Origin of the sequence: Bacillus sp. LBG-1-113 (genome assembly GCF_020708615.1) — a bacterium.
Lineage (GTDB): Bacteria > Bacillota > Bacilli > Bacillales > Bacillaceae > Bacillus > Bacillus mojavensis.
Map to the genome: position 1 here is coordinate 612,180 of NZ_JAJFDG010000001.1, position 23,854 is coordinate 636,033.

Annotated in this window: 24 protein-coding genes and 1 pseudogene; 15 read left to right on the top strand and 10 right to left on the bottom strand. The window is 44.7% G+C overall.

Annotated features, from left to right (window positions below):
* The first annotated feature begins 17 nt into the window (after positions 1 to 17).
* Positions 18 to 1,133 carry a tripeptidase T gene (locus LJF29_RS03265; protein ID WP_229146936.1) on the top strand — a complete coding sequence of 372 codons (1,116 nt, stop codon included), beginning with the start codon at positions 18 to 20 and terminating at the stop codon, positions 1,131 to 1,133.
* A gap of 49 nt (positions 1,134 to 1,182) precedes the next feature.
* On the opposite strand, the pseudogene LJF29_RS03270 reads toward LJF29_RS03265, so the two are convergent.
* From LJF29_RS03270 to mifM, 3 genes and pseudogenes are all read right to left on the bottom strand, one after another.
* Positions 1,183 to 1,909, bottom strand: a pseudogene (locus LJF29_RS03270) (YqjF family protein).
* Between the two features lie 126 nt (positions 1,910 to 2,035).
* Positions 2,036 to 2,863 (bottom strand): membrane protein insertase YidC, encoded by an 828-nt coding sequence (locus tag LJF29_RS03275; protein ID WP_229146937.1) that lies wholly within the window; start codon positions 2,861 to 2,863, stop codon positions 2,036 to 2,038.
* A gap of 29 nt (positions 2,864 to 2,892) precedes the next feature.
* On the bottom strand, positions 2,893 to 3,180 hold the full coding sequence (gene mifM / locus LJF29_RS03280) for a membrane protein insertion/folding monitor MifM (RefSeq protein ID WP_081638334.1): 288 nt from the start codon (positions 3,178 to 3,180) through the stop codon (positions 2,893 to 2,895).
* Between the two features lie 72 nt (positions 3,181 to 3,252).
* Here mifM and LJF29_RS03285 point away from each other — a divergent pair, with 72 nt between their 5' ends.
* From LJF29_RS03285 to LJF29_RS03295, 3 genes are all read left to right on the top strand, one after another.
* A complete protein-coding gene (locus LJF29_RS03285) occupies positions 3,253 to 4,497 on the top strand; it encodes a DNA polymerase IV (RefSeq protein WP_229146942.1) in 1,245 nt (414 codons plus the stop codon).
* 109 nt (positions 4,498 to 4,606) lie between these two features.
* Complete coding sequence (gene gndA / locus LJF29_RS03290) at positions 4,607 to 6,016, top strand: NADP-dependent phosphogluconate dehydrogenase (protein ID WP_010334845.1); 1,410 nt, start codon at positions 4,607 to 4,609, stop codon at positions 6,014 to 6,016.
* A gap of 77 nt (positions 6,017 to 6,093) precedes the next feature.
* A complete protein-coding gene (locus LJF29_RS03295) occupies positions 6,094 to 6,720 on the top strand; it encodes a DUF3885 domain-containing protein (RefSeq protein ID WP_420709683.1) in 627 nt (208 codons plus the stop codon).
* Positions 6,721 to 6,795: 75 nt separating this feature from the next.
* On the opposite strand, the gene zwf is transcribed toward LJF29_RS03295, so the two are convergent.
* Positions 6,796 to 8,265, bottom strand: a complete 1,470-nt coding sequence (gene zwf / locus LJF29_RS03300) for a glucose-6-phosphate dehydrogenase (protein WP_010334843.1) — start codon at positions 8,263 to 8,265, stop codon at positions 6,796 to 6,798.
* A gap of 224 nt (positions 8,266 to 8,489) precedes the next feature.
* On the opposite strand from zwf, the gene rnz reads away from it, so the two are divergent.
* Both rnz and rpmG read left to right on the top strand, forming a co-directional pair.
* Entirely contained in the window at positions 8,490 to 9,413 is a 924-nt protein-coding gene (rnz, locus tag LJF29_RS03305) for a ribonuclease Z (RefSeq protein ID WP_229146949.1), read from the top strand.
* Between the two features lie 74 nt (positions 9,414 to 9,487).
* Positions 9,488 to 9,637 (top strand): 50S ribosomal protein L33, encoded by a 150-nt coding sequence (gene rpmG, locus LJF29_RS03310; RefSeq protein ID WP_229146950.1) that lies wholly within the window; start codon positions 9,488 to 9,490, stop codon positions 9,635 to 9,637.
* 34 nt (positions 9,638 to 9,671) lie between these two features.
* On the opposite strand, the gene LJF29_RS03315 is transcribed toward rpmG, so the two are convergent.
* Entirely contained in the window at positions 9,672 to 10,442 is a 771-nt protein-coding gene (locus LJF29_RS03315; RefSeq protein ID WP_229146951.1) for an alpha/beta fold hydrolase, read from the bottom strand.
* A gap of 119 nt (positions 10,443 to 10,561) precedes the next feature.
* Positions 10,562 to 11,578, bottom strand: a complete 1,017-nt coding sequence (gene namA, locus LJF29_RS03320; RefSeq protein WP_168748180.1) for an NADPH dehydrogenase NamA — start codon at positions 11,576 to 11,578, stop codon at positions 10,562 to 10,564.
* A gap of 170 nt (positions 11,579 to 11,748) precedes the next feature.
* Between namA and LJF29_RS03325 the strand changes: the two genes are divergently transcribed.
* Positions 11,749 to 13,380 carry a M20/M25/M40 family metallo-hydrolase gene (locus LJF29_RS03325; protein ID WP_229146953.1) on the top strand — a complete coding sequence of 544 codons (1,632 nt, stop codon included), beginning with the start codon at positions 11,749 to 11,751 and terminating at the stop codon, positions 13,378 to 13,380.
* A 47-nt stretch (positions 13,381 to 13,427) separates the two neighbouring features.
* Here the strand turns inward: LJF29_RS03325 and proC are convergent, their stop codons facing one another.
* A complete protein-coding gene (proC, locus tag LJF29_RS03330; RefSeq protein ID WP_229146958.1) occupies positions 13,428 to 14,264 on the bottom strand; it encodes a pyrroline-5-carboxylate reductase in 837 nt (278 codons plus the stop codon).
* 401 nt (positions 14,265 to 14,665) lie between these two features.
* Between proC and LJF29_RS03335 the strand changes: the two genes are divergently transcribed.
* The 5 genes from LJF29_RS03335 (at position 14,666) to LJF29_RS03355 (ending at position 19,290) form a co-directional block, all read left to right on the top strand.
* A complete protein-coding gene (locus LJF29_RS03335) occupies positions 14,666 to 15,625 on the top strand; it encodes an MBL fold metallo-hydrolase (protein ID WP_229146968.1) in 960 nt (319 codons plus the stop codon).
* A gap of 5 nt (positions 15,626 to 15,630) precedes the next feature.
* Positions 15,631 to 16,410: an SDR family NAD(P)-dependent oxidoreductase gene (locus tag LJF29_RS03340; protein ID WP_010334830.1), complete on the top strand. Its 780-nt coding sequence runs from the start codon at positions 15,631 to 15,633 to the stop codon at positions 16,408 to 16,410.
* A 92-nt stretch (positions 16,411 to 16,502) separates the two neighbouring features.
* A complete protein-coding gene (gene dsdA / locus LJF29_RS03345) occupies positions 16,503 to 17,855 on the top strand; it encodes a D-serine ammonia-lyase (RefSeq protein WP_229146970.1) in 1,353 nt (450 codons plus the stop codon).
* Positions 17,856 to 17,938: 83 nt separating this feature from the next.
* Entirely contained in the window at positions 17,939 to 18,898 is a 960-nt protein-coding gene (coaA, locus tag LJF29_RS03350; RefSeq protein ID WP_024121956.1) for a type I pantothenate kinase, read from the top strand.
* 5 nt (positions 18,899 to 18,903) lie between these two features.
* Positions 18,904 to 19,290 carry a VOC family protein gene (locus tag LJF29_RS03355; protein ID WP_026014737.1) on the top strand — a complete coding sequence of 129 codons (387 nt, stop codon included), beginning with the start codon at positions 18,904 to 18,906 and terminating at the stop codon, positions 19,288 to 19,290.
* Here the strand turns inward: LJF29_RS03355 and LJF29_RS03360 are convergent.
* The 3 genes from LJF29_RS03360 to LJF29_RS03370 form a co-directional block, all read right to left on the bottom strand.
* Positions 19,287 to 19,448, bottom strand: coding sequence for a hypothetical protein (locus LJF29_RS03360; RefSeq protein WP_010334834.1), 162 nt, complete (start codon positions 19,446 to 19,448; stop codon positions 19,287 to 19,289). The genes LJF29_RS03355 and LJF29_RS03360 overlap by 4 nt on opposite strands.
* A 53-nt stretch (positions 19,449 to 19,501) precedes the next feature.
* Entirely contained in the window at positions 19,502 to 20,731 is a 1,230-nt protein-coding gene (locus LJF29_RS03365; protein ID WP_229146972.1) for an MDR family MFS transporter, read from the bottom strand.
* Between the two features lie 505 nt (positions 20,732 to 21,236).
* Positions 21,237 to 21,443 carry a YqzH family protein gene (locus LJF29_RS03370; RefSeq protein WP_010334838.1) on the bottom strand — a complete coding sequence of 69 codons (207 nt, stop codon included), beginning with the start codon at positions 21,441 to 21,443 and terminating at the stop codon, positions 21,237 to 21,239.
* A 167-nt stretch (positions 21,444 to 21,610) separates the two neighbouring features.
* Between LJF29_RS03370 and LJF29_RS03375 the strand changes: the two genes are divergently transcribed.
* From LJF29_RS03375 to LJF29_RS03385, 3 genes are all read left to right on the top strand, one after another.
* Positions 21,611 to 22,849, top strand: a complete 1,239-nt coding sequence (locus LJF29_RS03375) for a DNA polymerase IV (protein WP_229146973.1) — start codon at positions 21,611 to 21,613, stop codon at positions 22,847 to 22,849.
* On the top strand, positions 22,846 to 23,184 hold the full coding sequence (locus LJF29_RS03380; RefSeq protein ID WP_229146974.1) for a YolD-like family protein: 339 nt from the start codon (positions 22,846 to 22,848) through the stop codon (positions 23,182 to 23,184). The genes LJF29_RS03375 and LJF29_RS03380 overlap by 4 nt, the downstream gene beginning before the upstream one ends.
* A 187-nt stretch (positions 23,185 to 23,371) precedes the next feature.
* The gene (locus tag LJF29_RS03385; protein ID WP_010334826.1) at positions 23,372 to 23,842 is read left to right on the top strand and encodes a GNAT family N-acetyltransferase; all 471 of its coding nucleotides are present in this window, start codon (positions 23,372 to 23,374) and stop codon (positions 23,840 to 23,842) included.
* The last annotated feature ends 12 nt before the right edge of the window (positions 23,843 to 23,854 follow it).

Sequence of the window (23,854 nt, forward strand, 5' to 3'; positions counted from 1 at the left end):
CATGGAGGGACTTACAAATGGTGAATGAAAAACGCCTGCTGGAAGAATTTTTAGAGCTTGTTCAAATCGATTCAGAAACGAAGCACGAAGCTGAAATCTGCAAAGTGCTGAAACAAAAATTTTCTGATTTAGGTGTAGACGTCAAAGAAGACGATACAATGGGTATCACTGGCCACGCAGCAGGAAACCTGATCTGCACATTAAAAGGAACGAAAAAGACAGATACAATTTATTTTACATCTCATATGGACACAGTCGTACCCGGAAACGGCGTAAAACCGGTTGTTGAGGACGGGTATGTTAAAACAGACGGCACAACAATTTTAGGCGCCGATGACAAAGCGGGATTGGCTGCCATGTTTGAAGCAATTAAAGTGCTCAAAGAAGAAAACATTGAGCACGGCACGATTGAATTCATCATCACAGTAGGTGAAGAATCAGGTCTTATCGGGGCAAAGGCGCTTGACCGTTCCATGATAACAGCATCCTACGGTTATGCTCTTGATTCAGACGGAAAAGTCGGCAATATCATTGTTGCGGCACCGACTCAGGCGAAGGTAAGAGCGGCGATTTACGGTAAAACTGCACACGCTGGAGTTGAACCAGAAAAAGGGATATCAGCGATTACAATCGCAAGCAAGGCCATTTCAAAGATGCCTTTGGGCCGCATCGATGAAGAAACAACAGCAAACATCGGCCGGTTTGAAGGCGGCACACAAACAAACATTGTGTGCGACGAAGTTCACATTCTCGCTGAAGCGCGTTCTTTAGTTCCTGAAAAAATGGAAGCGCAGGTTCAAAAAATGAAAGCTGCTTTTGAAGAGGCAGCGGCTGATATGGGCGGACGTGCAGAAGTCGAAATCGAAGTCATGTATCCAGGGTTTAAATATCAAGATGGCGACCAAGTCGTTGAAATCGCGAAAAAAGCGGCAGCGAAAATCGGACGCACGAGCGAACTGCAAACGAGCGGCGGCGGAAGCGACGCAAACGTAATTGCAGGCCACGGCATCCCAACAGTCAATCTTGCTGTCGGGTATGAGCAAATTCATACGAAGAACGAAAAAATGCCGATTGAAGAGCTGGTGAAAACAGCAGAAATGGTTGTTGCCATTATTGAAGAAGCAGCAAAATAATGAAGAAAAACCCGAGTGCGGATCTGGCATTCGGGTTTTTTCCTAACAGTCAGCGCCATTGTCGAAGCGGCCAAAATAATACGTCTTGTTTTTTGGCATAATGAAGCAGCGGTTCTGAGTTTGGTAAAGTGATTTCGTGAGCATCAGCCACTGTAGGTTGAAAACTGGGCTTCGGCTCTTTGAAGAAGCCAAGGGTGATGGTGAATGTCCTCATAATATAGCTTGTCACGATGAGTGGTGTAAAGTCTGTATCGCTCCGTCAGCCAGTAATCAAGCGAATCCTCTTGCGCTGTAAAAGGCGCAGAGAGTGGCCGGTACGTGGCATCGAATTCTGCTTTTCCAGCGTCTCTCCGTTTGCTTCTATATTCCATAGCATCCCCATTTTTTTCGGCTTTCATATCGGCGTAAAAATAAGGCAAATGAAAGAAAGTCCGTGCACCTTGAACTGCCAGCCGATGATCAGCATCTAAGCTAAAGAAATAAATGCCCGGCTTGCCTTTATAGGTGACATAAGTGCGCAGGTTAAGCTCTGGAAAGGACTGGGCTCCGGGAATAGGTGGGAGAAAACGCGCGCGAAGGTTTGTGAGCATAAAGGGAAGCATGCTTACCCAAGCTTGTCCGTGATATGTATCTATGTCCAATATGGACGGAATCTTAGCTCGAAGGGTAGAGTCATCAACAGGCCAATGAGCAAATAAGACATCATTCCATGTTTGTTTCATGATCCAAATTCCCTCAGGCACAGCAATATTTTTTTGTTGAGACTGTTCCGTCACGACACCAGCTCCTTTCATTTGGATGTGAGTAAAGGTATTCCCGATTTTCTTCTTTTTAAAACGAATGCAGGTTCTTGAAAGTGATGGAAATAAAAAACAACTCCGAACCAAAGTCGGAGTTGTTTTTTATTTCACCGGTTCTGTAAGAGCGGCTGTTTTTTTCTGTTTATGGTGTGTCATTTGAAGTACGACGTTTTGCAATGTCAAGAACAGTCCGCTGGTGAACCAGTACAGCGGAAGGGCCGCAGGTACATTAAGCGAGAAAATCATCATCATCACAGGGAAGATAAACACCATTAGCTTTGCAGATTGCTGCGCTGCCGGATTTTGCGGGACAGCGGAATATTTCGCGCTCAGCTTTTGAGCGACATAGGCTTGGACAAAATACATGATCCCTGCACTAAGGGACATGAGAATATCAGATTGCCCTAAACTGAACCATAGAAACGAGTGTGAAGCAATTTCAGGTGTTGAGCGAATCGCATAATAAAGCCCAATCATAATCGGAGACTGAATCAGCATTGGAAGACAGCCCATCGCAAGCGGGTTGATATTATGCTCCTGATACAGCTTCATCATTTCCATTTGGAGTTCTTTCTGCTTTTCCGGGTCCTTTGTCTTTTTAATTTTGGCTTGAATGCTGTCTACTTGCGGTTTAATGACTGCCATTTTTTCTTGGAACACACGCTGTTTTTTAAACTGATTGACAAACAAAGGAAGTACCACAACGCGCACAATAATGGTTACAAGAATGATAGACAACCCGTATTCTCCGTGAAACAGTCCGGCAACGCCTTTCAGCAGCGAGGAAAACGGCTCGATTAAATAGTCGTGGAAAAAACCGACGTTACCGAGACCTCCCACCTGATTTGTTGCAGCAAAAGCTGCGTTTCCAGAGCATAATACGATCAAAAAGGCCCCTACAGCCAAAAGTTTCTGATATGTTTTTAACAATTTGTTCTCCTCCTTTTTATAAATGCGGTTTATAAAAGAAGGGAACTGACGTCTTCATCATCATTCACAGGTGAATTCATGCGGAAGACTTTACGTATCCAAGTTGTAATGCGATGATATATAATAATAAGAAAGTCTGTTCGGTTTATTCGAAAGACCGTCTGATGTTCATCTGTTCGTTTTGATTTCCACTGCTCGCCGGCACGGCACTCTCGCAAGAGAAAAGCGATCCCGATGGCGGTCAGAGCCGGAAGAATAATTGTGAAAAAATCGACTAAGAATAAAACGTCATTTATCGACTCCACAAACATTGTCATCACATCCATTCAATACCTTCATTTTACTATATGTACAAGCCGTTGTCTAATGAACAGAAAGGAGATATGTTTATGCCGGGGAAGGGCCGAATTATTTTCCATATTGATATGAACAGTTTCTATGCATCGGTGGAAATGGCATATGACCCGGCTCTCCGAGGAAAGCCGGTTGCAGTTGCCGGAAACGTCAAAGAACGAAAAGGCATCGTCGTCACATGCAGCTACGAAGCAAGGGCGCACGGCGTGAAAACAACCATGCCGGTTTGGGAAGCAAAGCGCAACTGTCCTGATCTCATCGTCCTTCCGCCGAACTTTGACCGCTACAGAAGCTCTTCAAGAGCGATGTTTAGCATCCTTCGTGAATATACGGATCTGGTGGAGCCTGTCTCCATCGACGAAGGCTATATGGATATGACGGATACACCATACAGCCGCAATGCCTATGAGACGGCAAAAGAAATACAAAGCAGACTGCAGAAGGAGCTGCTGCTTCCGTCAAGCATCGGAATTGCCCCGAATAAATTTCTCGCTAAAATGGCATCCGATATGAAAAAACCGCTTGGGATCACCATCCTGAGAAAAAGAGAAGTGCCTGATATCCTTTGGCCTCTCCCAGTTGGAGAAATGCATGGCGTAGGCAAAAAGACGGCGGAAAAACTGAACGGGCTTAGTATTGATACGATTGGAGATTTAGCAGCCGCTGACGAACACTCGCTAAAACGGATGCTCGGCATCAACGGGCCCCGTCTCAAAAATAAAGCGAACGGCATTCACCATGCCCCTGTTGATCCGGAGCGCATTTACGAATTTAAAAGCGTAGGCAATTCATCCACACTTTCTCATGATTCTGCCGATGAGGATGAGCTGTTAGCTGTTTTTCGAAAACTGTCCGCATCCGTTAGCGACCGTTTGCAGCGTAAGGAAGTAATGGCTTCAAAGCTGTTTATTATGATCAGATACGCGGACTGGAAAACCATTACAAGAAGCATCACACTGAAGAATCCGATAGATCAAAAAAACGAGATATATAATGAAGCAGAACATCTCTTCTTTAAGCATTGGAACAAAAACCCAATCAGGCTGCTCGGCATTACCGGAACGGATTTGGTAGAAAAAGAGCAGGCCTATAAGCAACTCGATTTGTTCAGCTTTACAGAGGATGCGAAGGATGAACCGATTCAGCAGATGATGGAAAAACTGAATGAAAAGTACGGCTCCAAGCTGATCAGAAAAGGTGCAAAGGTTAAAAAAGACGAGAGCAAAACAAGCGGGACAAGCTTTAATAAAGATTTTTTTCAAGATGAAAAGAAAAGCTGAATGTCTTGAAATAAGGGGGTGAAGTATGGTAATTTCAATAGTATAAATATCATTTTATTTTAATGTAAATTTTAAAATGGTTAAACGTTTTCAGAAGGGACGTTAGAATATGTCAAAACAACAAATCGGAGTTATCGGACTTGCGGTCATGGGTAAAAATCTGGCTTTAAATATTGAAAGCCGAGGATTTTCTGTTTCTGTTTACAACAGATCAAGCAGCAAAACCGAGGAATTTTTGCAGGAGGCTGAAGGCAAAAACGTTGTCGGCACCTACAGCATTGAAGAATTTGTTCAATCCTTGGAAACACCGCGCAAAATTTTGTTAATGGTTAAAGCGGGAACTGCTACAGATGCGACAATTCAATCTCTTCTTCCTCACTTAGAGAAGGACGATATTTTAATTGACGGCGGAAATACATACTATAAAGATACACAGCGCCGAAACAAAGAGCTTGCTGAAAGCGGCATTCATTTTATCGGCACAGGCGTTTCAGGCGGAGAAGAAGGAGCGCTTAAAGGGCCTTCTATCATGCCCGGCGGACAAAAAGAAGCTCATGAACTTGTGAAGCCGATTCTTGAAGCAATTTCTGCAAAAGTTGATGGTGAAGCGTGTACGACATATATCGGTCCGGACGGTGCCGGCCATTATGTAAAAATGGTGCACAACGGTATTGAATACGGGGATATGCAACTGATCTCTGAATCTTATTTCATCCTGAAACAGGTACTTGGCCTTTCAGCTGATGAGCTTCATGAAGTATTTGCTGAATGGAATAAAGGCGAGCTTGACAGCTACCTGATCGAGATTACTGCTGATATCTTCACGAAAAAAGATGAAGAAACAGGCAAACCGCTTGTTGACGTGATTCTTGATAAAGCGGGTCAAAAAGGAACAGGAAAATGGACAAGCCAAAGTGCACTTGACTTAGGGGTTCCGCTTCCAATTATCACTGAATCTGTATTCGCACGTTTTATTTCAGCGATGAAGGATGAGCGTGTGAAAGCAAGCAACCTTCTTTCAGGACCTGAAGTGAAGCCTGTTACAGAAAATAGAGAAGAACTGATCGAAGCCGTCAGAAAAGCGCTGTTCATGAGCAAAATCTGTTCTTACGCCCAAGGATTTGCCCAAATGAAAGCTGCTTCTGAAGAATACAACTGGGATCTCAATTACGGTGAAATCGCTATGATCTTCCGCGGCGGCTGTATCATCCGTGCGGCATTCCTGCAGAAAATCAAAGAAGCTTACGACCGTGATCCTGAGCTCGACAACCTGCTGCTTGACAGCCACTTCAAGAACATTGCAGAAAGCTACCAAGGAGCGCTTCGCCAAGTGATTTCACTTGCAGTTGCCCAAGGTGTGCCGGTACCTTCATTCTCAAGCGCACTAGCTTATTATGACAGCTATCGCACAGCCGTGCTGCCTGCAAACTTGATCCAAGCGCAGCGTGACTACTTCGGCGCCCATACTTATGAGCGCACAGACAAAGACGGTGTCTTCCATACGGAATGGATGAAATAATAATGTGAAAAATCCCGCAGCCTGACAGCTGCGGGATTTTTTTGAAATAGAGTGCGGGGAACGAAAGGATGTATGTTTTGCCTGTAAATGAGTATGTACTTGAAAATTTTCCTGGGTTACGACTTACACCTCCTTTGTTTTATAACTGGCAGATCGGCATCCGGTTTGAAATAGGCGTAGGATATAATGTGAATGCTGCTTATCTACACAGCCCTTATATAGATAACGCATATAAGAGAGCTGTCACTTTATTTAAGTCTCTACATGCCGATGATGATGATATATTTGTTATAGCTGATGCTGTTGGTTTTGGAGGGGGAAGGAGATATAAGAGCAAATTACATATTTTCTCACGGTACATTCGAGAAAAAGCTGTGTTGAAAAAACTGCAGCACATTGCTGTCTCTTATACTTGTTCTGATGATGATGATAAAACGCATAGATTTTTTCTGAGGTGTAAAGCTGGTGATGTAAGATATATTCCAATGCTGAGAGCGATATGTAATCAAGATATGGGGATAAAACCAAGCATTTCTCAAGATATTTACTTTATCAATATAAAAAAGAGAACCATTTTTCATCTTTATGATGATCGAGGCTGCGATATTTTAGCTGCTGCAGCTGAAACAATACGGGATATGTATGAAACATATAACAGTTGGATATTAGATTACGGCAGAGAGAAAATCAATTGTCTTTTTTGAGCCGCTTAGAAGCAGAGAGCTTGGTACATCAATAAAAGGCTGAAAATGCTTTACAAGCACTTTCAGCCTTTTTCTTTATATATTCCACCAATGCAAGCCGTCTTTCGCCAAAAGATCATCTGATTCTTTTGGACCCATAGAACCTGCTTCGTAGTTTGGCGATAGGGTTTTGTTGGCTGCCCATGTTTCAGAAATGGAATCGACAAAGCTCCAAGAAAGGGCCACTTCATCCCAGTGTGCGAAGTTCGTCGCATCGCCAAGAAGACAGTCGTGAATCAATTTTTCATATGCTTCAGGAGTGTTCAGCTCATCATTGCAATTGCTGCAGTAATCCAGTTTGATTGGCTGCGCGTGTGCTGCTCCTCCGAGTTTTTTAGCGTTTAAGTACAGTGTAATGCCTTCGTCAGGCTGAATATGAATGACGAGTAAGTTCGGATTCATGTTGTTTTCATTGCCGTAGTACAGGTTCATCGGAATGTCCTTAAATTGAACGACAATTTTTGTAGACTTTTCTTTCATTCGTTTTCCGGTACGAATGTAGAATGGAACACCAGCCCATCTGAAGTTGTCGATCAGAAGCTTTCCAGAAACAAAGGTTTCTGTATTTGAGTCAGGAGCGACGTTATCTTCATCTGTATAAGCAGGGACTGGCAGACCGTCAATTTCACCGGCTTGATATTGTCCGCGCACAAAATACTCATCCACTTCGTCTTTTGCAATAGGGCGGAGGGCTCTCAGCACCTTCACTTTTTCGCTGCGGATTTCTTCTGTGTTCAGTTTAATCGGCGGCTCCATTGCGAGAAGCGCAACCATTTGCATAATATGGTTTTGGACCATGTCGCGAAGGGCGCCTGATTTTTCGTAATATCTAGCACGGTCTTCAACACCAAGTGATTCGCTTGATGTGATTTGGATATTTGAGATGTAGCGATTTGTCCATAGCGGTTCGAAAATCGCATTGGCAAATCGAATAACCTCAATATTCTGTACCATTTGTTTTCCTAAATAGTGATCGATTCTGTAAATTTGATCTTCTGTAAATGCTTCACGAATTTCTTGATTTAATGCTTGCGCGCTTGGCAAGTCATGGCCAAACGGCTTTTCAATCACAAGGCGGGACCAGCCTGTAGTTGCTGTAACACCTTCTGATTTTAATGTCTTTGCAATTGTTCCAAAGAATTCTGGAGCCATTGCCAAGTAGAACATTCTGTTGTTCGGGATTTGATATGTATCTTCCAGCTGGTTGAGCAGTACGTTAAGCTCTTGATAAGAACCAGGGTTTGTCACGTCAAACGGGTGATAATAGAAATGAGACGTGAAGTCATCTATATGTTTATCAGCAGCTGAGGAAATAGATGTTTTGACGGTTTGGCGAAGATCCTCATTGGACCAAGGTCTTCTTCCGACTCCTACAACTGCAAACTCTTCTCCGATTTGTCCATTTTTATATAAACGGTGAATGGACGGATAGAGTTTTCGTTTTGCCAAATCTCCCGTTGCACCGAATATGACAATTACTGCTTTTGGTTGTTGGTTTGTTTTCACTAAAAGTACCTCACTTTATTCGAAGCTTTATTTTAGTACCCCGTATATTTCCTTCATTTTAAATCTAAAATTCAACGAAAGCAAACATTTAAGCCCCTTTTTTTGCAGAATGGCGCAAAAATATTTCTAGAACGAAAGGTTTGCCCAAATCAGAGGCGAGATTCACATTTTACGCCTGATCCTGTATCCTTGTAGGTAACTAGTTCTAGTAGGAGGAAGGAAATGTGGAATTACTTTTTTTAGGGACGGGAGCCGGAATTCCCGCTAAGTCTAGAAACGTGACGTCGATCGCATTAAAGCTGCTTGAAGAAAGGCGATCTGTATGGCTGTTTGACTGCGGGGAAGCCACACAGCATCAAATTTTACATACATCAATTAAACCTCGAAAAATAGAAAAAATCTTCATTACTCACATGCACGGCGATCATGTATACGGTCTTCCGGGGCTTCTTGGCAGCCGTTCTTTTCAGGGCGGTGAGGACGAGCTGACGGTTTACGGACCGAAAGGCATCAAGGCCTTTATTGAAACAAGTCTTGCCGTCACGAAAACTCACCTAACATATCCGCTTGTGATACAAGAGATTGAAGAGGGAGCCGTATTTGAGGACGACCAGTTTATCGTCACAGCTGCATCCGCGATTCATGGTGTAGAGGCCTTTGGGTACCGCGTACAAGAAAAAGATGTGCCTGGCTCTTTAAAGGCGGCGTTATTAAAGGAAATGAGTATTCCGCCTGGACCTGTATATTCGAAAATAAAAAAAGGTGAAATCGTGACGCTTGAAGACGGACGCACCATAAATGGGGAGGATTTTTTGGAGCCTCCTAAAAAGGGGAGAGCTGTCGTGTTTTCCGGGGATACGAGAGTGAGCGATAAGATAAAAGAGCTTGCGCGGGACTGTGATGTGCTTGTGCATGAAGCCACCTTTGCTAAGGATGATGTGAAGCTTGCTTTTGATTATTTTCACAGTACAACAGAACAAGCAGCTGTAACAGCAAAAGAAGCTGGGGCGAAGCAGCTCATCTTAACTCATATCAGCGCAAGATATCAGGGAGAGGCCTCTCTGGAGCTTCAGAAAGAAGCGGCAGCCGTTTTTCCGAACAGCATCACGGCTTATGATTTCTTAGAGGTACAAGTTCCGAGAGGCTGAGAAGGTGTTTGACAATTTGTTATTAAGCTGTATAATAAAACGTAATCATTACGCTTTATAAGGAGATGTTAAACATGAGAGTAAATGTTACTTTGGCTTGCACTGAAACAGGGGACAGAAACTACATCACAACCAAAAATAAACGCACAAATCCTGATCGTTTAGAGCTGAAAAAATACTCACCGCGGTTAAAAAAACATACCCTTCATCGCGAAACAAAGTAATAAAAGACCCGGCTGCTTTAGCCGGGTTTTTTGTTTAATTGACTGCCTGGTACAGCGGGGCGGCCTGCTGGCAGGCTGCACACCATACATCATAAATCGCCAGATGGACGATATGAGGTTCATCATGATGAATGTTATGTGAGCTGTTTTTTGCTTGTATCCAGCCGCTTTGATCGGATAGGGACAAAATGCTGCTATGCAGGTTTCTCCAGTCCGCTTCAGCAGAGGCGAATTTCTCAGTGCGTTCACCTGATGACAGGACAATAAGGGGCATGTTTCCTAAATGGACTTGCTGCTGTTTGACCTGCTGCAGGCTTTTCAAAAATTCAGCATATGTCTCTTCGAGCATCATCTGCTTTTTGTATGCTGTATGCATTTCTTCAGGAATAAATGTAAAGCCGCCTGTGCCGTCATCTCCTAAAGCGGGATCAAGGAGCACCATGCCGATAATATCCTCTCGGTTTTTACAGGCCCATAAACTGCTGATAACCGATCCGTATGAATGTGAAACAACCAGATAAGGCGGTCTTATACTTGCTGCCTTAAGCAAGCTTTCTAATTCTCTCACCTTTTGGTCGGCTGTTCGTTCTGCCTTGCTTTGTCCGCTTTTCCCAATGCCCGCTCTATCATATGTGAATATGCCAAATTCGCCATCAATGTCCGCTGTTAATGGTTTCCACGTCTCTGAAGAAGTGCCGTAGCCGGCTTCAAAAACAATGGTTACACCGCTAAATCCTTTTCGGTGTTTTGTATGAAATTCACAACCGTCAACCATATAGGTCCTTTCGATCCATGCTGCATTCATTGGAGTCATCTCCTCTAATTGGTTCTACTAGGGAGACGGAGAACGTCAGCTGATCGTTTCTCCAAAAATAAAAAAAGAGATATCCGGCGGCGGAACCGCGGATATCTCGTATCTCAAGATTACCAGCCTCTTTCGTATTGAACAGGGGCTTGAATATCTGTATTGAGCTGTTTTGCGGCAGTTCTTGCAAAGTAAGGATCGCGTAATAGCTCTCTGCCGATAAAGATGAGGTCTGCACGGTTATTTTGAAGAATTTCTTCAGCCATTGAACCATTTGTAATCATTCCGACAGCACCAGTCGCCATATCAGCCTGTTCGCGGATTTTCTCGGCAAAGCTGACCTGATAGCCAGGGAATACGTTAATGTCTGCATGAACAAGGGCACCTGAGCTGCAGTCAATTAAGTCAACGCCCTGCTCCTTCATCCATTTTGCAAAACCGATATGATCAGCGATATCTAAGCCTTTGTCTGTATAGTCAGAAGCCGATACACGGACAAATAAAGGACCATCCCACACTTGATTGACTTCATCAATGATTTCTCTTAAGAAACGGTACCGGTTTTCTGGTGAGCCGCCGTATTCATCTGTGCGATGGTTAGAAAGCGGAGATAAAAATTCATGAATTAAGTATCCGTGTGCCGCATGAATCTCAATCACATCAAAGCCTGCTTCTTTTGCACGGGCTGCTGCTTGTTTGAACTCCTGCACGGTCTCTTTCACTTTTTCAGTTGTCATTTCAACCGGTGTGCTGGATTGCTCGTCAAACGCAATCGCAGACGGAGCGAAAATATCTCCTTCAAGCTCTGCTTTACGTCCTGCGTGGGCAAGCTGAATTCCGATTTTTGAGCCTTGCGCTTTTACCTGCTCAGTCAGCTTTGCAAAACCTTCGATATGCTCGTCGCTCCATATCCCTAAATCTTGGTCTGTGATGCGTCCTTGAGGATTAACCGCTGATGCTTCCACAATAATTAACCCGACCTGGCCGACTGCGCGTGTTATGTAGTGAGCCATGTGGAACGGCTGTAACTTTCCGTCCTTTTCGTGAGAAGAGTACATGCACATTGGTGACATCACAATGCGGTTTTTTAACGTTACATCTTTAATCGTCATAGGTGTGAATAATTTTCTGGCCATTTCTTTCGCCTCCCGTAAGGTTTTTAGAGGTTGATTATAACAAGTCATTTCTTTCCCGTCATATAAACTGCTCAAACGATCCGATTTTGTCAAACATTTCTGTATAATAGACAGGGAGTCATGTTATTTTTTAGAATCGAAGCGTTTTTATACATAGGAGGGTGGAAATGATGAATTGGCAGACTAAGGATAATTTGCTTACCCTTTTAACTTCGCTTGTCCAGTACGAAAGTGTCACTGGTTCGAAAGGGGAAGCCGCACTTGCGGAATATCTTTATTATCTTTTAAAGGACAAGCCTTATTTTCAAAATAACCCTGATCATGTCACACTCCATCCAATGGAAGACGGCAGAACGTTTCTGACGGCGCTTGTCAAAAAGAAAGATGTCAAACAGACAGTGCTATTGCTGAGCCATTTTGATGTCGTGGACATAGAGGACTACGGCGAATTCAAGCATATGGCCTGTAAGCCGGCTGAGCTTTTAAACTCCTTTTTGGAGAAAAAAGAGTGGCTTCCTGAACGCGTGAGAACAGACGCGGAAAGCGGCGACTGGCTGTTTGGAAGAGGCACGATGGATATGAAAGCGGGACTTGCTGTTCAGCTGTCGATGCTTGAGCGGGCAATGAATGGTCATTTTGATGGGAATGTCCTTTTGATTACGGTTCCTGACGAGGAAGTGAATTCAAGAGGAATGATCGAAGCCGTTCCTGCACTGAAGGAAATCGAGCATAAATATCATCTTACATACACTGCTTGTTTGAATAGCGAACCGATGTTTGAAAAATTTCCGGGCGACCAGCGGCAATATGTGTATACAGGAAGCATTGGCAAGGTTCTCGCAGGATTTTTCTGCAAAGGGATAGAAACGCATGTCGGAGAGCCGTTTTCCGGTTTAAATGCAAATTTAATGGTTTCTGAGATCAATCGTCTGCTGGAGCTGAACGTGAATTACTGCGAAATGGCTGACGGGGAAGTCACCCCGCCGCCGGTAAACTTAATGCAAAAGGACTTGAAAGAGGCATATTCCGTCCAAACACCGCATACAGCCGTTACGTTATTTAATGTGCTGACAATGCAGCGCTCCGCGAGTGAGCTGCATGACATGCTAAAAAAAACCGCAGAGCAGGCGGCAGAGGAGATTACAAATCATATTCAGCAGAAAACACGTGATTTCCAGAAGTTTGAGCCATTTCATCCAATTGAACGAACTGTCTCTGTTTTTACGTTTGATGAGCTTCTTGCACGTGCGAAAAGTCGTGTCGGAAGCTCGGAAACAGAACGGGTGCTGAATTTCACCTATGCAAACAGGGGAGACCTTGGAGACAGAGATTTTTCGACTAAAATTGTATCAGAGCTCGCTGCGCTGTGTAAGGAAGATGCGCCGCTCATTGTTCTCTTTTATAGCCCTCCGTTTTATCCGGCAGTGTCATCAAAAAACGATCAGGTAATCAAGAATACTGCCGGCAAGCTCATTCAATATGCAGCTGATAGGTACGGCATTGCTTTACGGGAGGTTCAATATTTTCCAGGGCTCTCGGATTTGAGCTATCTTCAGCTGGAAAAACAGGATGTTGGTGCATACACAAGCAATATGCCGCTCTTTAACAGAGGATACTCACTTCCAAGCAGGGAAGACGAGGCGCTGTATGTTCCGGTATTAAATGTCGGCCCGTCTGGAAAAGACCCGCATAAATGGACGGAACGACTGTATGTGCCTTATTCCTTTGAGGTGCTTCCCGACTTGCTTTCCTTTACAATCTCTGCACTATTAAAACAATCAGAAGCTGCCAGCCAGTCTTAGGATAAATGAAGACAGAAAGAGCATTGTCTTCTGTCTTATGTTTTTCTCTAAAAATGCTTTTCTAAAGCGGCTCCGGCAAATTGCTCTTTGATTTCAGCGCTTCGTTTGGCCGTTTCTTCAATACAATGAATGATTGCTTCTTCAAAGCGGGCCTCCGTTAAAGCGCGAAGGCCTGCCTCTGTTGTTCCCCCAGGGCTCGTAATCTCCTTGCGCAGCTGCGTCGGCTGTTTTCCGCTTTGGCGAAGCATATCTGTCGCGCCTGCCATTGTCTGCAGGATCAGTTTTTTTGCCGTTTCCTCATCTAAACCGACCTTTTGCGCCGCTTTTTCCATCGCTTCAATATAGCGATACAGGTAAGCGGGGCCGCTGCCTGCTATCGCGGTAACGGCATCAAGGTGCTGCTCCTCAACCAATGTGGCCTCACCGATTGTTTCTAGCAATGCTTTAGCCGCCGTGATATCGTCTTGGCTTGCTTCAGCGCTTACGGAAAATCCGGTTGCTGATTTTCTGATGGCAGCTGAAGTATTCGGCATTACCCGTATGACAGCAAGCTTTCTGCCGAAATAATGCTGAATGGTTTCGATGGTAAGGCCTGCAAGCACAGAAATGACAAGCTGATCCTTCATATAAGGACGAATGCTGTCAATGCTCTCTGCCGCATCCTTAGGCTTAAAAGCAAGAACGACGATATCAGTTTGTGTGAAAAACTTGCTCTTATCCCTGCATGGTCGCACGCCGTACATTTCCTTTAATTCATTGAGTCTCTCTTCATTTGACCTGTTTGTGATATAAATATTTTCAGGTTTTGTAATGCCGCTTTGCAAAAAACCGTTGATCATAGCTTCAGCCATGGACCCGGCGCCGACAAATCCTATCTTTTTCATGGATATCCTCCTTCTATCAGAACAACAAAAAAACCTTTTCATCACGTAAAGGACGAAAAGGCTCGCGGTACCACCCTCATTAGCACAACTTGTGCTCAGCTCAAATCCCGTAACGCGGGAAACGTTTAGGTTTTCCTAACCGCTCTGAGGGCAGGTTCTACAAACAAGCGGGCCGCGATACCTTTCAGCCTGGGGATATCGCTCTCTCTGGCCATTGCCTGTATACTATTCCTCGTCATAGCGTTCCAATGGTTCTCATTTTAGTTGTTGTTCATTATGCAATGGGGGACAAGCTAATGTCAATAGCTTTTTCAAAAAGGGCCGTTCTCATACGGCAATAATGACACAAGACCGAGAAAAAGCTAAAATATGAGTAATGAATGAAGACAAGGAGCAAAAGAATGACAACTGCAGATATCATTCCGATTCGCGTCCCGACACCGTTTGCCGTCGGTGATGTCATCGTTTACTTAGTAAAAGGTGATGCGCTGACTCTAATCGATTGTGGACCGAAAACCAAAGAGGCGGCTGCAGCCCTAAAAGAGCAGCTTGCCGCTGTACATATAGAAATGTCAGATATTGATCAGATCGTGCTGACTCACCATCACGCGGATCATGCAGGGTTGCTTGATGTTTTTTCTGATGACATTAAAGTGATTGGACATCCGTTTAACGAACCATATATCAGCAGAGACAAGGCATTTATGGAGTGGCAAAAACATTTTTTTCAAAAGCTGCTGCCTGAGTTAGGCGTTCCATTTGATGATGTGAAAGCAGAAAGGCTTATCCGGTCGGCGTACGCATTTTCCTGTACAAGATCCTTGACCCAAACGGTGACGGAAGGGATGAAAATTGATGGGATGGAAGACTGGACTGTTCTGGAGATGCCCGGACATGCAGAGTCGCATATTGTTCTCTTTCATGAAAAGACCGGAAGAATGCTTGGCGGTGATTTGCTGCTGGCGAACAGCTCGTCTAACCCGATTCTTGAAGCGCCAAAAACGGGAGAAAAAAGAACGGAGCCTTTACTGGATTATCAGCGGTCGCTGAGGAGGCTGTCTGAACTTGCCCCGAACACAGTGTTTCCCGGTCATGGCGAAACGATTAGCAATGTACGAGCGCTGATCAAGAAGCGGTTTGACAAGCAGAACAGCCGGACCAAGGATGTGCGTCACATGCTGTCGGAAAAACCGCTTACCGCTTTTCAGGTCTGTCAGCAGCTCTTTCCAGCCGTTTATGAAAAAGAGTTGTTTTTAACGATGTCAGAAACGGTTGGGCATCTTGATATATTGGCGGCCGAAGCAGGCATCACGTCATATTGGGATGGAAATACCGCATACTTTAGAGCAATAGAGAGGTGAACAGGGTGAAAAATATAGCTGGCAAGCGTATTTGGATTACAGGTGCTTCAGGAGGGCTTGGAGAAAGAATCGCTTATTTATGTGCGGCTGAAGGAGCCCATGTTTTGCTGTCGGCAAGACGTGAGGATCGTTTGAAGGAAATCAAAAGAAAAATGACCGAGGAATGGAGCGGACAGTGTGATATTTTTCCTCTGGATGTCTCCCGTCTTGAAGATATCACCCTTGTCCGTGATCAGATCGGTCCGGTTGATGTGCTGATCAATAATGCTGGCTTTGGTATTTTTGAAACGGTTTTAGATTCGACCCTAGATGAAATGAAATCAATGTTTGATGTCAATGTTTTCGGTCTGATTGCCTGTACAAAAGCTGTTCTTCCGCATATGCTTGAGCAAAAAAGCGGACATATCATTAATATTGCCTCTCAAGCAGGGAAAATTGCTACGCCGAAATCCAGCCTTTATTCAGCGACAAAACATGCTGTGCTCGGCTATTCAAACGCTTTGCGTATGGAACTGGCGGGCACGGGCGTCTATGTGACGACAGTCAATCCAGGGCCGATTCAGACTGACTTTTTTTCTATCGCTGATAAAAGCGGAGACTATGTCAAAAATGTCGGACGCTGGATGCTTGACCCAGATGATGTGGCAGCACAAATTACGTCTGCCATTATGACGAACAAACGTGAAATCAATCTTCCTCGTTTGATGAATGCCGGAACAAAGCTATATCAGATGTTTCCAGCACTTGTGGAAAAGCTGGCTGGACGGGTGCTCATGAAAAAATAAGCATGGAACTGCCTGTGTGAGACGCCTTTTGGTGTGTTTGCAGGCAGTTTTTTATAAAGAGATATAGTTGTTAAAGGAAGGAGAAATCGCTGATGTCAATAAATCAAGAAACTCTGCGTGACCTGATAAAAGATCCATTTATTCAGAAACTGATTGATGCCCGACCGGTATTCTGGGCTAATCCCGGCAAGAAAGAGGGGGTGGCATTACAAGCGGCTGAGTGGGAATGTGAGATAGACGAGGCGGACAAAAGACTTCGGCGTTTTGCTCCTTATATTGCAGAGGCATTTCCGGAAACAAAAGCCGCCGAAGGGATGATTGAATCGCCGCTTATTGAAATAAGCCATATGAAAAAGAAGCTGGAGGAAGTGTATGGCGAAACGTTTCCGGGGAGATGGCTTTTAAAGTGCGATCATGAGCTTCCGATTTCTGGATCAATTAAAGCCCGTGGCGGTATTTATGAAGTGCTGAAGCATGCGGAGGAGCTGGCGCTTCAAGAAGGAATGCTTAAGGAAACAGACGATTATCGCGTCTTGCACGAAGAGCGGTTCACTTCATTTTTCTCCCGCTATTCCATTGCTGTCGGCTCAACAGGAAATCTTGGTTTAAGCATCGGCATCATTGGCGCCAAACTAGGCTTTCGCGTGACGGTGCATATGTCCTCCGACGCTAAACAGTGGAAGAAGGATTTACTTCGCAAAAAGGGTGTCACTGTCATTGAGTACGAATCAGATTACAGTGAAGCGGTTAAAGAAGGACGGCGGCAGGCGGAACAAGACCCATTCTGTTATTTTGTTGATGATGAACATTCCCGACATCTGTTCCTAGGATATGCGGCAGCGGCCAGTCGTTTAAAAACGCAGCTCAGCTTTATGAATATCGAGCCTGGTCCTGAAACACCGCTGTTTGTGTATTTGCCTTGCGGAGTCGGCGGAGGGCCGGGCGGTGTGGCATTTGGACTGAAGCTCCTGTACGGAAACCATGTCCATGTATTTTTCGGGGAGCCAACCCATTCACCGTCTATGCTCTTAGGTCTATATTCAGGCCTGCATGATCGGATCTCTGTACAGGATATCGGCTTGGATAATGTAACGGCTGCTGACGGGCTTGCCGTTGGGCGCCCGTCAGGATTTGTCGGCAATCTGATAGAACCTTTGCTGAACGGCTGTTATACTATCGAAGACGAAACGCTGTATGCCTTGCTTCATTTGCTGGCTTTATCTGAAAATAAGCAATTAGAGCCGTCAGCGCTTGCCGGCATGTTCGGACCTGTTCAGCTGTTTCTAGCGGAAACCGGGAAACACTACATGTCTGAAAGTGATCTGCGGCACAGCATGAAAAATGCCGTACATGTCGTCTGGGGAACGGGAGGCAGTATGGTTCCGAAAGAAGAAATGGCTGCATATAACCGAATCGGTGCTGACTTGTTAAAAAAGATAAATTGAAAAAATAAGCAGACAGTAGGAATGTTTTCCGTTACAATCTTTGTAAGCGTTTGTTTAAAGCTACAGAGAGTCAGGTGTAAACAGTGAAAAATAAAGAGCTTAATTTACATACTTTATATACACAGCACAGCCGGCAGTCTTGGTCAGGATTTGGAGGCCATTTGTCGATTGCGGTTTCTGAAGAAGAGGCAAAAGCTGTTGAAGGGCTGAATGATCATTTATCCGTAGAAGAAGTGGAGACGATCTATATTCCGCTTGTTCGTCTGCTTCATTTGCATGTCAAGTCCGCTGCCGAACGAAATAAGCATGTGAATGTTTTCTTGAAGCACCCTCATTCAGCCAAAATTCCGTTTATCATTGGTATTGCCGGCAGTGTCGCTGTCGGGAAAAGCACGACAGCGCGGATTTTGCAGAAGCTGCTTTCACGTTTGCCGGATCGGCCCAAGGTCAGCCTGATCACGACAGACGGCTTTTTATTTCCTACAGCTGAGCTGAAGAAGAAAAACTTGCTGTCAAGAAAAGGATTTCCTGAAAGCTATGATGTGAAAGCGCTCCTCGAATTTTTGAATGACGTAAAGTCAGGAAAAGAAAGAGTAAAGGCCCCGGTCTATTCTCATTTAACCTATGACCGTGAGGAAGGTGTGTTTGAGGTTGTAGAACAGGCTGATATCGTGATCATCGAAGGAATTAATGTTCTTCAATCGCCGACCTTGGAGGATGACCGGGAAAATCCCCGCATCTTTGTTTCCGATTTCTTTGATTTTTCAATTTACGTAGATGCGGACGAAAGCCGGATTCTTACCTGGTATTTAGAGCGTTTCCGCCTTCTTCGGGAAACGGCCTTTCAAAATCCGGACTCGTATTTTCATAAATTTAAAGACCTGTCCGACCAGGAGGCTGACGAGATGGCAACCTCGATTTGGGAGAGTGTCAACCGCCCTAATTTATATGAAAATATTTTGCCGACTAAATTCAGGTCAGATTTAATATTGCGAAAGGGAGACCGGCATAAGGTAGAAGAAGTGTTAGTGAGAAGGGTGTGATCATGATGCACCATATTGAGCTGTATGTCTCCGACTTGGAAGCGTCTAAGCGGTTTTGGGGATGGTTTTTAGCAGAGCTTGGCTATAAAGAGTTTCAAAAATGGAGATCCGGCATCAGCTGGAAGAAAGATCACTTTTACCTTGTGATTGTTCAGGTAAAAGAAGAATATCTAGAGCCGGAATATCACAGGTGCCGTGTCGGGCTGAACCATCTCGCGTTTCATGCTGAATCCAGGCTTCAAGTCGACCTGATGACTGAAAAATTGATGGCAAAAGGCTATCGTGTGCTGTACCGAGACCGGCATCCTTTTGCCGGGGGAGACGGGCATTATGCAGTCTATTGTGAGGACCCTGACCGGATTAAGGTAGAGCTCGTTGCCCCAAGCGGTTAATCGTTTTGGTCTTCGGACATGCTGTTAAGCTTTTTTTCAATTCGGTCCAGTTGTGCTTTGCGGTTTTTCGCATATTTAGAGCCGATGATAGCCGCCGAGATAACAGCGGCAATCATGAAAAACACGATCAGCTGAAAGAAGATATCACCTATATTCATATTTCATCACCTCGTTTTTGCGGGAGAGAGAGATTCTCTCCCGTCTTCTTGTGTTAAAGCGGCTTCCCCAGTCCGGGTTGCTGCTCAGTGATTCCCGCTTTCATCCTCCGATAGGCAAACGCTAAAAACGGCAGGCCAAGCAGGGTGATGCCGCTAAGGACAGAAAAAATGGAACTTGGATGCCCGGCGCCAAATATATCGATACATAAGCCGCCTGCCCAAGGGCCAATCACATTCCCAAACTGCGAAAAGCCGATCGCTCCGAAATACGTTCCTTTTAATCCGGGTTTTGCAATCTGGTCTACAAACAAATCCATCATACAGAATAAGAGCACTTCTCCAACTGTAAATGCAACCACAATGATAACAAGTGAAGAAACGCCGTGTGACATGGTAAGGATCATCATGCTGGCGCTGATCATGATATTGCCGAGCATCAGGGAGCAAAGCGGCGAAAACCGTTTACCAAGGTAGACGATGGGAAACTGTGTTGCCAAAACAACAATTGCGTTTAATGTCAGCATCCAGCCGTACAATTTTGTCCCATCTTCGATAAAAGGATTTTGCGCCATATATTGCGGGAATGTAGAGCTGAACTGCGAAAAGCCGAAGATGGATAGTGTAATGCCGATAAGAGCAACTGTAAAAAGACGATCCTTTTGCGTTACCATAAACGCTTCCCGAACGTTCATATTTCTGGATTGTTCTAATGCCGCGGGTGGATGCTTTTTAAATTGGATGGCAAGGATCACACCGTACATCCCATAAATCACTGCGGGCACCAAAAAAGGAGCGGTAGATTGTGATGAACCGAAGTACAGACCCAGCACAGGGCCGAAGACAACGCCGATATTAATGGCTGCATACCGCAGATTAAAAACCAGCAATCTTGTTTTTTCTTCTGTCATATCTGACAGCAAAGCTTTTGATGCAGGTTCAAACAGTGATTTACAAAGTCCGTTTAACGCATTTACCACAAAAAATACCCAGAGGTGAGAAGCAGCCGCAAACCCTGCAAACACCAGCATCCAGCCGAAAATGGATACAAGCATCATGTTCTTTCTGCCGAATTTGTCCGAGATATATCCGCCATAAAAGCTTGCAATGATGCCGACTGATGAGCTCGCCGCAATGACAAGCCCCGCATAGGATGCTGATGCGCCTTGGACAGCTGTTAAATAAATCGCTAAAAACGGAATGCTCATCGATGTTGCCATTCTGCCGAAAATGGTTCCGATAATAATTGTCCAGCTGATTGGGTGGATATCTTTCCATGTCTTCATGTTTATTGTTATCTCCTGTTAGTAAGATCTTTTTCTATCATACATGAAAAAATTTCCTTATCCAACGGAGGATTAAATATTTTTACTTACCGGTTTATATGGGTTTGTTATGTGCGCGCAGGATGACCTTTGTTTTTGATGGTTCAAGTTTCACGTTGACGATGGCGTTTAGCCGTTGAAGAACTCGGATTTTTTTGTCTGGCGCTTATATCTGACCATGAAAGTGTAATTCTCATTGAGCAGAAATGCCTGTCCAGTTTAAAGGCATGAGGAATGCGGGAGATCAATCGGATTTCGTTTAAAGACGTTGAATCATCAGACTGTAGCTCATATCGGCAGGATTCCTGAAATGCTGAGTGAGACCGGGCATCAGATTAAAGTTTATGCTGATGGGCTTGAGCGTCCGTATATGAGAAGGGGCGCTTCCCCTTGATATCAGCCGCGTCCCTTCTGGCCATACTAAAACAGATATACGAAAATTCTCCAACAATGAAGGTGCATGACACTAAGAAAACAGCCCTTGGTTTGTGACGTAGTCATAAATGATATCCTCTATATGCGCATGCAGGTCCTCGTCTGGATCTTCATTTTGTCTTTCCTCTAAGGCAGCTTTCAGGCTTTGTTTTTCATACGGGCTTAACGGATCAATGGCAACATTTCGGCCGTATTGGCGCAATGCCTGTCCCAACATTTTTTCGACAAATTTCTCCATTTTGATTCTCCTATCTTTATGGTTCGCTTTCATTCTACTAAATGTTTTCCTTCTCTCAAACCCTTGCATCATATTTTCTGTCAGACAAGAATCATTTACCAGTATAAACCGAACGTATTTTCGCATATAATAGCAGAAGCGAACATAAGTTCTTTTTAGAGGTGTGTATGATGAAAGAAAAAGTGATTTTTCTCGTTGACATGCAATCGTTTTATGCATCTGTAGAGAAAGCGGAAAATCCACATTTGAAAAATCAGCCGGTGATTGTTTCGGGTGATCCGGAAAGGAGGGGCGGAGTTGTATTGGCTGCATGCCCGCTGGCGAAACAAAAAGGGGTAGCCAATGCCTCACGCCTGTGGGAAGCGCAGGAAAAATGCCCTGAAGCGATTGTGCTTCGTCCTCGGATGCAGCGGTATATTGATGTATCACTGCAAATCACCGCCATTTTAGAGGAATATACAGATCTTGTGGAGCCCTATTCCATTGACGAGCAATTCATGGATATCACAGGCAGCCAGAAGCTGTTTGGGGCGCCCGAGGAAATTGCCAAAAGCATTCAAGACAGAATCATGCGGGAGGTCGGCATTTATGCCCGGGTCGGAATCGGCCCTAATAAAGCGCTCGCCAAGATCGCGTGTGACAATTTTGCCAAAAAGAATAAGAACGGTATTTTTACGTTAACGAAAGAAAATATGAAAACCGAGATGTGGCCGCTTCCGGTAGGGAGTATGTTTGGCGTTGGCAGCCGGATGAAACATCATTTAAATCGAATGGGCATTAGCACGATCGGCGGGCTTGCGGTTTTTCCACTCGAGCTTTTAAAAAAGAAATGGGGCATTAACGGACACGTGCTGTGGATGACGGCGAACGGAATCGACTATTCTCCTGTGTCAACGGCATCGCTGGACGGACAAAAAGCAATTGGCCACGGAATGACACTCCCGAGAGACTATGAACACTTTGACAAAGAAATAAAAGTCGTTCTGCTGGAGCTAAGTGAAGAGGTGTGCAGGCGAAGCCGGAACGCCGGGATGATGGGGCAGACGGTTTCGGTGAGCTGCAGGGGGGCTGACTTTGATTTGCCGACCGGCTTCAACCGGCAAGTGAAGCTGGCAGAACCGACCAATTCTACGCAGGATGTGTACCAGGCCGTATGCAGACTGTTTCTCAAGTTTTGGGACGGGAAGCCTGTCCGCCGCCTCGGGGTCAACCTCTCTCAGCTTTCATCTGATGAAGTATGGCAGCTCAATTTATTTCAGGATTATGCAAAGAAGATGAGCCTCGGCTATGTGATGGACGGGATTAAAAGCCGGTTCGGCGACACGGCGATCATCAGGGCGGCCTCACTGACAGCTGCAGGCCAGGCGTTTGAACGCGCGGCTAAAATAGGAGGGCATTATAAATGAATGAGCATTTAAAAAGAGGCAATCTGCTGTGGGAAGGAAGCCGGATGTTTCTGCCTGAACATAAACAAAGCCTGCTTGAGAGAAAACGCCATAAACAGAAGCTGCAAAAGCCGATCCTTGATTCGGATAAGCTGGAGGAGATGAACCAAACGCTTTGCACTGCGATGGAATTTGCTCAGGATATCACTGTCAGCTGCTTTCAGGATGGCGAAATTGTCACCTGCAGCGGGAAAATCTGCCGCTATGAGGAGTTTGAAAAGACAGTGTGGATCAAAGGAGACGCCGGCAAGCTCTGTAAGCTAAGACTTGATCAGGTGCTTGATATTTTTCTATAAATGTTCTCCCTCCCGGCGGCTGGAGGGGGAGAACTAGGTATGAAAAATAGCAAACATGTTCCCTCAGCAGTCTGAAAACGTATGATACAGAAAAGAAGGCATTTACAATTCCAGTCAGGCAAAATATAATTTTTATATTGTGAGAAAAAAGAGACATTCGTTTTGCCAGACGGAGGGAGAAATCGTAATGGATATTCGAACAATCACGTCTTCAGATTATGAAATGGTAACGTCTGTGATGAATGAATGGTGGGGCGGCAGGCAGCTGAAAGAAAAACTCCCGCGATTATTTTTTGAACATTTTCAGGACACCAGCTTTATTACACATGAACAAAACAGCATGACTGGATTTTTAATCGGATTTCAATCGCAATCAGATCCTGTAACGGCATACATCCATTTTTCCGGTGTGCATCCGGATTTCAGAAAAATGCAAATTGGAAAACAATTATACGATGTGTTTATTGAAACGGTTAAGCAGAGGGGATGCACCCGGGTAAAGTGCGTCACATCCCCGGTAAATAAGGTGTCAATCGCGTATCATACAAGACTTGGGTTTGAGATTGAAAAAGGCAGCAAAACAGTAAATGGCATCTCAGTATTTGCAAATTACGATGGACCGGGCCAAGACAGGGTTCTTTTTGTGAAAAACATATGAGGAGGAACCGCT